General features: G+C 73.4%; 11 protein-coding genes. 7 read left to right on the forward strand and 4 right to left on the reverse strand.

The annotated features are described in order from the left end of the window. The first annotated feature begins 170 nt into the window (after positions 1-170). The 5 genes from AB0F11_RS29690 to AB0F11_RS29710 all read left to right on the forward strand — a co-directional run bounded on the left by AB0F11_RS29690 (position 171) and on the right by AB0F11_RS29710 (position 5,782). A complete protein-coding gene (locus AB0F11_RS29690; protein WP_362180142.1) occupies positions 171-1,163 on the forward strand; it encodes a calcium-binding protein in 993 nt (330 codons plus the stop codon). Between the two features lie 202 nt (positions 1,164-1,365). Beyond that, the gene (locus AB0F11_RS29695) at positions 1,366-2,520 is read left to right on the forward strand and encodes a type III polyketide synthase (RefSeq protein ID WP_362180145.1); all 1,155 of its coding nucleotides are present in this window, start codon (positions 1,366-1,368) and stop codon (positions 2,518-2,520) included. A gap of 93 nt (positions 2,521-2,613) precedes the next feature. Continuing rightward, on the forward strand, positions 2,614-3,867 hold the full coding sequence (locus AB0F11_RS29700) for a cytochrome P450 (protein WP_362180147.1): 1,254 nt from the start codon (positions 2,614-2,616) through the stop codon (positions 3,865-3,867). Positions 3,868-3,905: 38 nt separating this feature from the next. Then, the gene (locus tag AB0F11_RS29705) at positions 3,906-4,469 is read left to right on the forward strand and encodes a cupin domain-containing protein (protein WP_362180150.1); all 564 of its coding nucleotides are present in this window, start codon (positions 3,906-3,908) and stop codon (positions 4,467-4,469) included. Beyond that, positions 4,466-5,782 carry a cytochrome P450 gene (locus AB0F11_RS29710; RefSeq protein ID WP_362180153.1) on the forward strand — a complete coding sequence of 439 codons (1,317 nt, stop codon included), beginning with the start codon at positions 4,466-4,468 and terminating at the stop codon, positions 5,780-5,782. Before AB0F11_RS29705 ends, AB0F11_RS29710 begins: the two co-directional genes overlap by 4 nt. A 75-nt stretch (positions 5,783-5,857) precedes the next feature. On the opposite strand, the gene AB0F11_RS29715 is transcribed toward AB0F11_RS29710, so the two are convergent. After that, on the reverse strand, positions 5,858-8,209 hold the full coding sequence (locus AB0F11_RS29715; RefSeq protein WP_362180156.1) for an Orn/Lys/Arg decarboxylase N-terminal domain-containing protein: 2,352 nt from the start codon (positions 8,207-8,209) through the stop codon (positions 5,858-5,860). A 218-nt stretch (positions 8,210-8,427) separates the two neighbouring features. After that, positions 8,428-9,726 (reverse strand): pyroglutamyl peptidase, encoded by a 1,299-nt coding sequence (locus AB0F11_RS29720; RefSeq protein WP_362180158.1) that lies wholly within the window; start codon positions 9,724-9,726, stop codon positions 8,428-8,430. A 148-nt stretch (positions 9,727-9,874) separates the two neighbouring features. Between AB0F11_RS29720 and AB0F11_RS29725 the strand changes: the two genes are divergently transcribed. Then, positions 9,875-10,111, forward strand: coding sequence for a chaplin (locus tag AB0F11_RS29725; RefSeq protein ID WP_362180161.1), 237 nt, complete (start codon positions 9,875-9,877; stop codon positions 10,109-10,111). 151 nt (positions 10,112-10,262) lie between these two features. Next, entirely contained in the window at positions 10,263-10,925 is a 663-nt protein-coding gene (locus tag AB0F11_RS29730) for a hypothetical protein (RefSeq protein WP_362180162.1), read from the forward strand. A gap of 301 nt (positions 10,926-11,226) precedes the next feature. On the opposite strand, the gene AB0F11_RS29735 is transcribed toward AB0F11_RS29730, so the two are convergent. Both AB0F11_RS29735 and AB0F11_RS29740 read right to left on the reverse strand, forming a co-directional pair. Next, a complete protein-coding gene (locus AB0F11_RS29735) occupies positions 11,227-11,646 on the reverse strand; it encodes a hypothetical protein (protein ID WP_362180163.1) in 420 nt (139 codons plus the stop codon). Positions 11,647-11,713: 67 nt separating this feature from the next. Beyond that, the gene (locus AB0F11_RS29740; RefSeq protein ID WP_362180240.1) at positions 11,714-12,670 is read right to left on the reverse strand and encodes an SDR family NAD(P)-dependent oxidoreductase; all 957 of its coding nucleotides are present in this window, start codon (positions 12,668-12,670) and stop codon (positions 11,714-11,716) included. Positions 12,671-12,676 lie beyond the last annotated feature (6 nt).

Below are 12,676 nucleotides of genomic sequence, written 5' to 3' on the forward strand. Positions count from 1 at the left end.
CCCGCCCGGCCCGCGGCCGGCCTCGGCACGGGCGGCCCCTGCCGCGGGAGCTCCCCGGCGTGGGGGCCAATCGAACGTAATGGGCTCCAACATCGGGACATTTGATTGATTCGGCCTTGTATGTCCCCATATGGTCCCCACGCGTTCAACGTCGACGACCGGAGGTCCGTATGCCTGGCCGAAAATCCCTCACCCTGCTGGCAGCAGCCGCACTGCTCTCCCTCGCGTTCCCGAGCCTGGCCGCGGACGCGGCCGAGGAGGTGACCTGCTTCGGGCGCACCGCCACGATCTCCGGTTCGGGCAAGATCACCGGCACGGAGGGCAGCGACGTCATCGTCGGGTCGGCGGGCGTCGACACCATCGACGCGCTGGGCGGCGACGACCTGGTCTGCGGTCTGGGCGGCGACGACACCATCGCCGGCGGCCTGGGCAACGACCAGGTCGACGGCGGCGAGGGCGCCGACATGGTGCGCGGCGACCTGATCAGCACCAGGGCCAACGTGGACGGCGGCGGCAACGACATCGTCTTCGGCGGACCGGGCAACGACCGCATCGGCGGCGACAGCATCGCCTTCGGCGGCACCGCCTCGGGCGGCGGCAACGACATGGTCTTCGGCGGGGACGGCGACGACCACATGGTCGGCGACAGCCGCGGCGGCATCAACGCCTCCGGCGGCGGCAACGACATCCTCGACGGCGGCAACGGCGACGACGCCATCACCGGGGACTCCTCCGCCGAGGTGACGGCGACGGGCCAGGGCAACGACGTCCTCGTCGGCGCCGCCGGCACGGACACCATCATCGGCGACAGCAACTCGGGCCACGCCGCCCACGGCCGGGACGACGGCAAGCTCTCGTCTTCCTCGTCGTCCTCCCCGTCGCGCCCGTCCTCCTCGCGCCCGTCCAACTCGCGTCCGGACTCGCCGCGCCCCTCGACGGCGCCCGCGGCTCCGGCCGCCCCCGCCGCGACGCCCGGCCAGAGCGCCCCCGCCGCGACGCCCGGCCAGAGCGCGGCCGCCGCGACGCCCGGCCAGAGCGCGGCCGCCGCGACGGACGGCGGCAACGACGTCATGGACGGCGGCGAGGGCGTGACCGACAGCTGTGACGGATCGGGCGGCTTCGACGTGGGCCTCGGCTGCGAGACCGTGGCGAACATCCCGTAGCCGTTCGCGAACTCCCGATTCCCTCCCTGTGGGCCCCGGACTCCGGTCCGGGGCCTTCCGTCAACGTGCGTACAACAGCACCAATATGAAAGTCGTACCGGTTTGCTCAAATGATCGTGATCGGTGACGATCCTCCCGGGCTGCCAAGCGCCCCGCTCGGCCGGTCGGTCGGGTGTCCCTCCCACTCTTGGGATGTCCCCCCATGGCCACCCTGTGCCGACCGGCCGTCGCCGTCCCCGAACACGTCATCACCCTCGACCAGACCCTCGCCCTGGCACGCACCCTGCACGCCGGACACCCCCAACTGCCCCTCGCCTTACGGCTGATCGAGAACACCGGCGTGCTCAAACGCCATCTGGTCCGGCCGATCGAGGAGGTCCTGCACCACGAGGGCTTCGAGGCCCGCAACCGGGTGTACGAGGCCGAGGCCAAGCGGCGCGTCCCGCACGTGGTCCAACGGGCCCTCGCCGACGCCGAACTGGCGGCACCGGACATCGACCTGATCGTCTACGTCTCCTGCACCGGCTTCATGATGCCGTCCCTGACGGCCTGGCTGATCAACACGCTCGGCTTCCGGCCCGACACCCGGCAGCTCCCCATCGCCCAGCTCGGCTGCGCCGCGGGCGGCAGCGCCGTCAACCGCGCCCACGACTTCTGCACCGCCTACCCCGGCGCCAACGCACTGATCGTCGCCTGCGAGTTCTGCTCGCTCTGCTACCAGCCCACCGATCTCGGCGTCGGGACCCTGCTCTCCAACGGCCTGTTCGGCGACGCGGTCGCCGCGGCCGTGGTACGCGGCACGGGCGGCACCGGCATCCGGCTGGAGGCCAACGCCTCCCACCTCGTGCCCGGCACCGAGGACTGGATCGCGTACAGCGTCCGCGAGACCGGCTTCCACTTCCTGCTGGACAAGCGGGTGCCCGGCACCATGGAGCCGCTGGCCCCCGTCCTCGCAGAACTCGCCGGCCGGCACGGCTGGGACGCTTCCGACCTGGACTTCTACCTGGTCCACGCGGGTGGCCCGCGCATCCTCGACGATCTGGGCACCTTCCTCGGGGTCCAGCCGGACGCCTTCCGCTTCAGCCGGGCCACGCTCACCGAGTACGGGAACATCGCCAGCGCCGTCGTCCTCGACGCCCTCGCCCGCTTCTTCGACGAGGGCGGGGCCGCCGACCGTGCCAAGGGGCTGATCGCCGGATTCGGGCCGGGCATCACCGCCGAGATGTCCCTCGGCCGCTGGACCGCCCCGGCCGCCGCCGGCCCTGCGGGGGCGGCCGGTACGGCGGGTACGGCACGGGCCGCGGGCATCGGCCGGCAGCGGTCCGCCGACCCGGCCCTCCTCGGCCCGGCCCGCTGACGTACGCCTCAAGGACACCCGCGACCCGGGACCCGCGACCTGCGACCGTCCCCTGCCCCTGCCGCCGTCTTCCCCCGACCGACCGAGGACCCCATGCGCAGCACGCCCCGGACCGACGCGACGGTCCACTTCTGGAGCCCGCCCGACCTCTGCGGCCTCGACTTCGACCCCTTCCTCGCCCGCATGCTCCACGAGGAGCCGGTCGCCCGGATCCGGCTGCCCCACGGCGAGGGCCACGCCTGGCTGGTGACCCGGCACGCCGACGTCAAATTCGTCTCCGCCGACCCCCGCTTCAGTCGGCGGGCCGTCATGGGGAACGACGTCACCCGGCTCGCCCCCCACTTCATCCCGATGGGCGGCGCGATGGGCGTGGCCGACCCGCCCGAGCAGACCCGGATGCGCAAGGTCGTCGCCGGAGCGTTCACCGCCCGCGCCATGCGGCGGCTGCGCGAACGCGCCCAGCAGGTGATGGACGGGCTGCTCGACGCGATGGAGCGGCAGGGGCCGCCCGCCGACCTCATGGCCCTCGTCCACCGGCCGTTCCCGCTGGCCATGGTCGGCGAGCTCCTGGGCGCTCCCGCCGAGGACCGGCCCCGCCTGGCCCGGTGGTCCGACACCATCCTGTCCGCCGCCGCGGGACGGGAGGCGAGCGAGCAGGCCAAGGGCGAGATCGCCGGCTACTTCGCAGACCTGATCGGCGCTCGCCGCACCGGCGCCGCCCGCCTGCCCCGGCAGCTCCCGCCGGGCGAGGAGGCGCCCCCCGAGGACCTGGCCGCAGTCCTCGCCGACGGCATCGACACCGGACGCATCGGCTTCGACGAAGCCGTCGGCCTCGCGGTGCTGATCCTGCTGGGCGGCACCCACGCCCCGGACAACAACAGCGCCAACATGGTCTTCACCCTGCTCACGCACCCCGGGCACCTCGCCCGGCTGCGCGCCGAGCCCGAACTCGCCCCCCGGGCCGTCGAGGAGCTGCTGCGCTACATCCCGCACCGCAACGCCGTCGGCCTCGCCCGCATCGCCCTGGAGGACGTGGAGGTGGGCGGCGTCACCATCCCGGCCGGTGACGCCGTGTACGTCTCCTACCTCACCGCCAACCGCGATCCGGAGGTCTTCGCCGACCCCGAGCGCCTCGACTTCGACCGCCCCGCCTTCCCGCACGTCGCCTTCGGCTACGGACCGCACTACTGCCCCGGCGCCACCCTCGCCCGCATGGAGGCCGAGATCCTCCTCACCTCGCTGTGGGACCGCTTCCCGGACCTGCGGCTCGCCGTCCCCGTCGAGGAGCTGCGCTGGCAGCGCGGCGCCCTCATCCGCGGGCCCGAGGCACTCCCCGTCCACTGGTGACCGTACCGACCGCCCCGAGCAGGCAGGAGCCGAAGACCATGACCATGCTGTACCCCGGGGACGGCCTCGTGGTGCCGCCCGGCGGCGGGCGCACCGTCAAGACCGCCGCGCAGGAGGTGACGTTCAAGGTCACCGGCGCCCACTCCCGCGTGGCCTCCACCTTCGAGGTGGTCGTCCCGCCCGGCTTCGACGTCGGGGCGCACACCCACACCCGCGGCGAGGAGCTCTTCTACGTCATCGAGGGCGAGCTGGAGGTGCTCGCCTTCGAGCCGGTGGTGCGCACGCGCGACGACTGGCGGAGCTGGGAGTCGGCCTCCGGTCTGCGCCCGGTACGGGCCACGGCCGGCACCCTGATCCTGGTGCCGCCGGGCTGCCCGCACGCCTTCGCCAATCCCACCGGGAAGCCGGCCCGCATGCTGTTCCAGTCGGCGCCGCCGCCGGACCACGAGCGGTACTTCGAGGAGCTGCTGGAGCTGATGGACGCCCACGGCGGCCCCGACCCGGCCGCCGTCGAGGAGCTGCGGGCCCGCTACGACATCCAGCAGCTGACCCCGCTGCGGCACACCGCGCTGCCGGCGCCGGGGACGGGGGCCGGCCGGTGACCGCGAGGCGGCCGGCGCCCACCGGCCACCGCCCCGCCGAAGACCCCGCCGCCGGCGGCGGGACGCGGTCGCACACCCCGCCCGGCTCCATCCCCGCCCAGCACGGCCCCGCCGACCCCGCCGATGCCCCCGTGCACTTCTGGCCGGTGGACCACCTCACCGCACTCGACTTCGACCCGCTGCTGCACCGACTGCTGCGCGAGGAGCCGGTCGCCCGGATCCGCATGCGCCACGGCGAGGGCGAGGCCTGGCTGGTGACCTCGTACGACCTGGTCAAGGAGGTGACCTCGGACCCGCGGTTCAGCCGGGCGCTGACCGTCGACCGGCCGGTCACCTCCATGACCCCGCACACGGTCGCCCCGGCCGGCGGCATCGGGCGCACCGACCCGCCCGACCACACCCGCCTGCGGCGCCTGGTGGCCGGGGCCTTCGGCCGCAAGCGGGTCGCCGCCCTGCGCGCGGGAGCCGAGGAGACCGCCGACCGGCTCGTCGCCGCCATGGTCGCCCAGGGCCCGCCCGCCGACCTGGCGGAAGCGGTGACCGGGCCGATGCCGGAGCACCTCCTCGGCAGCCTGCTGGGGCTGCCGGCCGAGGACTTCGGCCGGCTCCAGCAGTGGCGGACCCTCATCCTGTCCACCGACCGCTCCCGCCGGGAGGGCGACGGCGTCAAGGCCGAGATCGCCGGGTACTTCCGTGAACTGGCCGCCCACCGGGCCCGCTTCCCCGGCGACGACCTCTTCAGCGACCTGGTCGCCGCCCACACCCGGGGCGAGCTCAGCCGGCCCGAACTGGTCTCGCTGTCCGTGATGGTGGTCCTCAACGCGCTCGACCAGATCCTGGGCCAGGCCACGGCCATGGTGTACGCGCTGCTCACCCACCCGTGCGAGCTGGAGCGGCTGCGGGCCGAACCCGCGCTGCTGCCCCGGGCGGTGGAGGAGCTGCTGCGCTTCCTCCCGCAGCGCAACGGCGTCGGCATGCCGCGGATCGCCACCGAGGACGTCGAGGTCGGCGGACGGGTGATCCGGGCGGGCGAGGCCGTGTACGTCTCCTACCCGGCCGCCGACCGGGACCCCCGGGTCTTCACCGACCCCGACCGGCTCGACCTCGCCCGCGGTGAAGCCCCCCACCTCGCGTTCGGGCACGGCGCGCACTACTGCCTCGGGGCGGCGCTCGCCCGGATGGAGTGCGAGGTGGTGCTCGCGACCCTGCTGCGGGAACTGCCCGGGCTGCGGCTCGCCGTGGAGCCCGGGCAGGTCCCCTGGCGGCGCGGCTCGGTCAACCGGGGGCCGGAGGCGCTGCCGCTGAGGTGGTGAGGCACGCGCCCGCCGCGCGTACAGCGGGCCGGCCCGGAACGGCGCTGCCGTCCCGGGCCGGCCCGCTGTGGTGCTTCAGTCCTGCGCCCGCCGTACGCACTCGATCAGGTAGTCCCCGGTCTCCGGGTCCACGGTGACGCCGTGGGCCTCGCTGTGGAAGCCCGGGAAGGCCCGGTCGAACTCCTCCAGGTTGCCCAGGTAGCGCAGCAGCGGACCGCCGGGCGCACCGATGGACTCCCCGGGCATCAGCACCGGGATCCCCGGCGGCGTCACCGTCACCATGGCGGCGGCCACCCGTCCCGCGGACTCGCTCAGCCGGATGCGCTCCGTACCGCCGCGGATGAGCTGCTGGTAGCAGTGCTGCGGCGGTGCCACCGGCTCGGGGAGCTGCTGGAAGGCGGTGTCGAGGGCCGCGATGAAGTCGGAGCCGGTCAGGTGCTCGTGCATCGCCTGGCACAGCTCGCGCAGCGAGGTGCGGGCGTAGCGCCGCGGGAACTGCTCGACGAGCTCGGGCAGGACCCGGTCCAGCGGCGCGTCCGCGTCGTACAGGGCCTTGAAGTCCATCAGGGCGTCCATCAGCGTGCCCCACTTGCCCTTGGTGATGCCCATGGAGAACAGGATCAGCGTGGTGTAGCTGTCCGTCTTCTCCACGACGATGCCGCGGGTGGCCAGGTACGCGGTCAGGATCCGCGCCGGGATGCCCCACTCGGCGGTGTCGCCGGAGGCCGTGACACCGGGGCAGGTCAGCGTGACCTTGATCGGGTCGAGCAGGCAGTAGCCGTCGGCCAGGTCGCGGAAGCCGTGCCAGTCGGCGCCGGGTTCGAGCTGCCAGCACGCCGGTTCGGAGGCCAGCAGGGCGGGCGGGGCGTCGGCGAACGGAATGCGCCCGCCGGTCGCCGGGTCGGTGACGGTGTCGGGCTGCCAGACCCCGAAGAACCACTGCGGCCGGTCCCCGGCCCCCGCGATGCGGCGCGCCGTACGGACGACGGCCTGGCGGAAGCGGATCGCCTCCGTCACCGCCTCGTCGATCAGCCACTGCCCCTGCGGCCCGTCCATCATCGCGGTCGCCACGTCCAGGGAGGCGATCGCCGGATACAGCGGCGAGGTGGTGCCGTGCATCATGAACGCCTCGTTGAACCGCTCGTGTTCGACCGGGGCCCGCGGCGAGGACTTGACGTGGACCATCGCGCACTGGGAGAGCGCCGCCAGCAGCTTGTGCGTGGACTGCGTGGCGAACACGGTGGGGCGGCCGGGCCCGTCGCCGGCGCCGTCCGTGTCCGGGAAGGTGTCGGGGCCGACGGCCATGCCGTAGCGCCCGGCGTAGAGGGGGTGGAAGCGGGCGTAGGCGAACCAGGCCTCGTCGAAGTGCAGCCGCGGGGTGCTCGCCGCCAACGCGCGGGCCGCGGCGAGGGTGTCGTAGCACAGGCCGTCGTACGTGGAGTTGGTGACGACCGCGTACTGCGCGTCCCGGGACACCGCACCGGCCGCCAGCGGATTGGCGGCGATCCTGGCCGCGACCGCCCCGGGGGCGATCTCGGCGGGCGGCAGCGGGCCGGCCAGGCCGTAGCCGTTGCGGGTGGGCACCAGGTAGACCGGACGGGCGCCGGAGATCACCAGGCCGTGCAGCACCGACTTGTGGCAGTTGCGGTCCACCAGGGCGACCTCGTCGGAGGTGACGCTGTAGTGGCCCACCATGCGGTCGGCGGTGGAGTCGCCGTGCAGGACGAAGTAGGTGCGGTCCGAGCCGAAGACGCGGGCGGCGTTGCGCTCGGCCTCGCCGATCGGGCCGTTGTGCTCGAAGAGGGAGCCCAGTTCGCCCACGGAGATCGACAGGTCGGTGCGGAAGAGGCGCTCGCCGTAGTAGTCGAAGAAGGCCCGTCCGGCGGGGGACTTGAGGAAGGCCACGCCGCCGGAGTGGGCGGGGGTGTGCCAGGAGTACTCGTGCGCGTCGTCGAAGCGGCGCAGGGCCTTGAAGAACGGCGGCAGGACGTCCTTGTGGTAGTTGCGGGCCGCGGTGCTGACGCGTCCGGCGATGAAGGCCGGGGTGTCCTCGAGCGGCCAGATGTAGCCGACGACGGTCTCCGACACCCACAGCGGCAGCCGCTCCAGGTCCTGGTCGGAGTCGTCCGCCATGACGAGGAACACCGGCAGGTTCTTGAACCGGCGCCCGATGTGCCGCAGCACGTCGCCGCCGCCGCCCTCCTCGGCGCCGCCGGCGGCGGAGCGCGCGAGGTCCCAGGCGACCACGGCCGCCGCGAGCCCGGCCTCGGTGCGCAGGGCGGCCCGGGCGTCGGCGGCGTTGGCAGCCCACCGCAGCTCCAGGCCCTCGTTCTCCAGTTCCTTCCCGATGCGGCGGAGTTGGTCGGCGCTCGCGCCGCCGCCCAGGGGGTTCTCGCGCAGTGCCAGCAGAACGGTGCCGTTGCCCATGGAGCCCGCTTTCCGTGGTCGGTGGTCGGAGGTCGGTGTGCCGAAGCCCGGTCCTACGGGGCAGTCTTGCGGCTCACCGGGGACCGCCGGCGATCGTCGACGCCTGCTTCACCCGCAGGGGGAGGCGGCGGCGACCGCCCTTGACGCGGGCGGTCGCCGTGCGTCACGGCAGGGCCAAGGGCGGGGCCAGGGGCGACGTCAATAGCGAGGTCAGGGGATCAGGGGCGGGCAGCGGCGTGTTCCAGGACGGCACGGACCTCGGCGGCGATCGCGCTCTCGTTGTCCTCGAACTCGGGGCCCGTCAGCGCTTGCGGATCGGCGGGCAGGCCGGTGAGCACCGGGGTGTGCAGGTGGCCGCCGGGCACGTCGGCGCGGCCGAGTTCGGTGCGGAGCCGGTTGGACCGGTACGCGACCTCGTTGGACAGGTACCCGCCTCCGCCGCCCGCGACGGCCCGCGAGCCGGGCGTCGGCCCGTCGGAGCGGTCCACGGGAGCGGCGGCGCCCGCCGGTATCTCGGTGACGGCGGAGTTCAGGCGCACCGGGTACGGGGCCTGCACGGCGGCGGTGACCGTGTCGGCGGGCAGCGTGGTGCGGATGAACTCCGCTCCGGGGCCGAGGCCAGGGGCGGTCACGGGGTGCTCGCGGGTGCCGCCGGAGAGGGCGCCGGTGTTGTCGGGGTACGGGTCCGCCGAGCGGGACCGGCCGGCCCAGTCCTCGAGGGTGAAGAGGCCGGGGTAGCCCTGGCTGACGGTGGTGATGACGTCCGCCCGGTCGGGGCTGCCGCCCGCCAGGCGGGGGGTGAAGGCCCGCTCGACGATGCCGGAGTCGAAGTCCCCGTACCGCACGGGGAGGACGACGGTGCGGATCTCGGCGCGGGTGCCGTCGGCGAGGGTGATGCGGCGGCCGTTGAGGCGGAGGGCGGCGGAGCCGGAGGGGTTGCCGCGGCGGAGCTCCGTGTCGAGCCCGAAGGGGTCGAAGCCGCTGATGAAGACGCGCCGGACGCCGGGCGCGCTGCGGAAGGCGTTGTCGGTCAGCCCGCGCGAGGCGTCCTCGAAGCGGGTGCGCAGGGCGGCGCGGTCGACGGGGAACGCGGGTTCCCAGCGCGCGAGGGCGGCCGTCATGGCCAACCGGGCCCAGTACAGCGGCCGGTCGTCGCCGGCGGCGAGGTCGCCGCCGGGGCGCCGGCCCTGCGCGCGGTCCACGGCCGTCTGCCACAGGGAGGTTCCCCAGGCGTCGAGGAGCCGGCCGGCGTCGGCCGAATGGCGGGCCGTGCACAGGGCGGCGGGGAAGCGGCGTACGAAGTCCGCCAGTCCGGCACGCTCGACGAGCGCGGTGGTGCGGGCGTCGCCGAGGCGGGCCTGCTCGGCGTCCAGGGGGGTGGTGGCCGAGGTACGGCAGGGTGCGCCGCCGCCGTCGTCGCCGTCGGATCGGGCGGCGTACGCGGGGGAGGCGAGGGCCGTGGACAGGACGGTGGCGAGGAGGGCTGCGGCGGATGCGGCACGCCGTAAGGACATCATGCGATGTGACATTACATAAGCGGCGCCGAGCCCGCGCCCGCCCGTATCCGATCCGGACAGGGCCCACGACCGGGTGAATCGCCCGAGTTTGCTCGCGACTGGTGTGAGATGGGCCCCGCACACCCCCTCAGTCGATGGGAGATCCAACATGAAGATCCGTACCATGGCCGCCGCAGCCACTCTGGCGCTGTGCGCGACGCTCGGCGGGGTCGGATCCGCTGTTGCAGACAGCACCGCGAGCGGCTACGCCATCGGTTCGCCGGGCGTCCTGTCGGGCAATGTGGTCCAGGTACCGATCCACATCCCGATCAACATCTGCGGCAACAGCATCAACGCCATCGGTGCGCTGAACCCGACGGGCAGCACCGTCTGCGTCAACACCTGACCGGTCCCGGCCGGGTCTGAGCCGGCCTGACCGACACCGTGTGCGGTGCCGCCGGACCCCCTCCGGTGGCACCGCACACGCATGTCGGCGACCGCTTCCACACTGAAGGACAGCGCAGGCTACGGCGGATGGGAAGGGGCGGCGCGCGGACGTGGTGCAGATCGAGCGGTTGGCCGGCCTGACCCCGGTCGGGCGGCGCCGGGCCGCCGCGCTGGCCCTGTGGCGGTGGCGGGCACCGGTCCTCGCGTTCGCCATGGACGAGGAGTGGGGCGTCGATCCGGCCGCGCCGGAGGAGCTGTTCCGGCTGGCGGCAGGCCCTCCCGGCGAAGCGTCGGACCGGGCCTACGCGCGGGCCGTCGCCGAGCTGTGCACGGCCCCGCTGTTCGCCTCCGAGGTCGATCCGGACACCGTCGGGCTCGTCCAGTTGGAGGTCATCGCCGCCCTGTTGGCCTTCGGCGAGCTGTCGCACGAACCGGGCCCGGACGTGGCCGAGGGCGTCGTCGACGCCGTGTCCGGCCTGGCGGCGTACCTCGACGGCCTCATGGAGGACTCCTTCCACGACCACCCGTCGCAGGACGCCCACCGCCGGTATCTGGCCGACCTGCCCGACCTGCCCAACCGCCCGAGCGACGCCGGCTACTTCGCGTCCCGCAGCCACGCGGTCGAATCCGCCTGCCACAACGGCCTGCGGGCCCTCCCCGATGCCGGGGGACTGCCCGACTCCTCCGCCGGCCGCGCGTTGCTCGCGCTGTGCGAGGACTTCGGCGGGGAAGCCGTCACGACCCTGCGGTGGCTGCGCACGACCGGCTACTAGTGCTTTCCGGTCACGGCGCCAGGGCCTGTCCGACGAGTCGAGTGACTCACCTGGCGGTGGCTCGTTCCGGCTGATGTGGGGCGGGGTGGCGGATCCACCCACTCCCGCAGGATCTGCACGGCCTTCTCCTGGCTGATGGGCCCGTAGCGGCAAGCAGCCCTCTATCGTCCATGGCGCCAGCCTAGAAGGCAGGCAAGGGGACCCCGCCGACCCACCGGATAGCCCCTCAGCCGTGGGGACGAGCATCGACGTGACATCGATCAGCACGTACTGCCACGTTGGCGATCTTGTGGCGGCTTCGTCAGCCGGCCAGGATCACGGAGGCGACCGTCCGCCATCCCGCGTCGGTACGGGCGGCCAGGTAGAGCACACGGACACGCTGGAACTCCCGCCCCTGGCTGTCCTGGCGCACCCAGGTCACCTCGATGTGCGCGGCCCGTTCGTTGAGCACGCGTACCACCCGGTCGAGGGCCTTGCTGCCCCCGTAGTCGGCGTCGCGCAGTGCGCGCAGCTCGTGTGCGAGTCCCTGGGAGAGCGCCTCGGCGGAGGTGAGAGCGGTGTGGGCCGTGCCCGTGGTCATGCTGATCGGCACCGAGAAGTAGTCGAGGAGCGGCGCGGGATCGGTGCTCCCCTCTGCTGCCAGTCCGATGAACGTCTCGACGTAGCTGTCGAACCATGCCTGTGCTTCGTTCGCGACGGCGGCCAGATCGGTGTGCGTCATGATGTGACCCTTCTTGCAGAGATTTCAGGTGCGGGCTTCTTGGAGGGGAGTGCGCTATGCCGTCGTGTCACCGGTTCGCGAACGCGTTGGTGCCGGTCAGCTGGGCGGACAGGGTCCACAGGCGTGCGGCCTGTTCGGGGTCGACCGCGTAGGGCCTGACTCCGGGTGCGTCGTCCTGGGAGAGCGGGGCGATGTCGCAGTCGTTCAGGTAGACGCCGCCGGTGTGGGCCAGCTGCGGGGAGGCGGCCGCCCAGACCTGGGTAGCGGCACCCTGTTCGGGGGTCTTGAAACTGGGGGCCGTGTTGCCCTGGTCGTCGATCCAGCCGAAGGCGATCATCTCCTCGCGGGTCATGTGCCGCTGGAGCGGGGTCATGACGGCACCGGGGGCGACGGCGAAGGCCCGCACCTGGTGCTCGCGGCCGAGCGCGTCGAGGTGGACGGCGAACAGCGCGATCGCGGTTTTGGACTGTCCGTAGGCGACGGCCTTGTCATAGTCGTTTGCGAACATGACGTCGTCCCAGCGGATCGGCGAATAGCGGTGTCCGGCAGAGCTGAGGGCGACCACGCGCGCGCCGCCGTCGGCTGCCAGGGCGGCCCACAGCCGGTTCGTGAGTGTGTAGTGGCCCAGGTGGTTGGTGGCGAACTGCGCCTCCCAGCCGGGTCCGAGGCGGGTCTCGGGCAGGGCCATCACGCCGGCGTTGTTGATGAGGATGTCGATGCTGCGGCCGCTTGCCAGGAACTCGTCCGCGAAGGTGTGCACGCTGGCCTGGTCGCCCAGGTCGAGACGGCGCACCTCGACCCCGTCCACTGCGGTGAAGGCCTCCGCGGCCGCTTCCGGGCGGCGGACGGCTGCGACGACAGTCGCGCCGGCGCCCCGCAGGGCGCGTGCGGTCTCCAGCCCCAGTCCGGAACTACCGCCGGTCACGACTGCGAGCTTTCCGGTGAGGTCGAGGCCGGCCAGGACGTCGGCCGTGGTGCTGCGGGCCCCGAAGCCGGAACCGATGGGCTGCTGTGCTGTCATGATCGCCAT

Source organism: Streptomyces sp. NPDC032472, assembly GCF_040636955.1.
Lineage (GTDB): Bacteria > Actinomycetota > Actinomycetes > Streptomycetales > Streptomycetaceae > Streptomyces.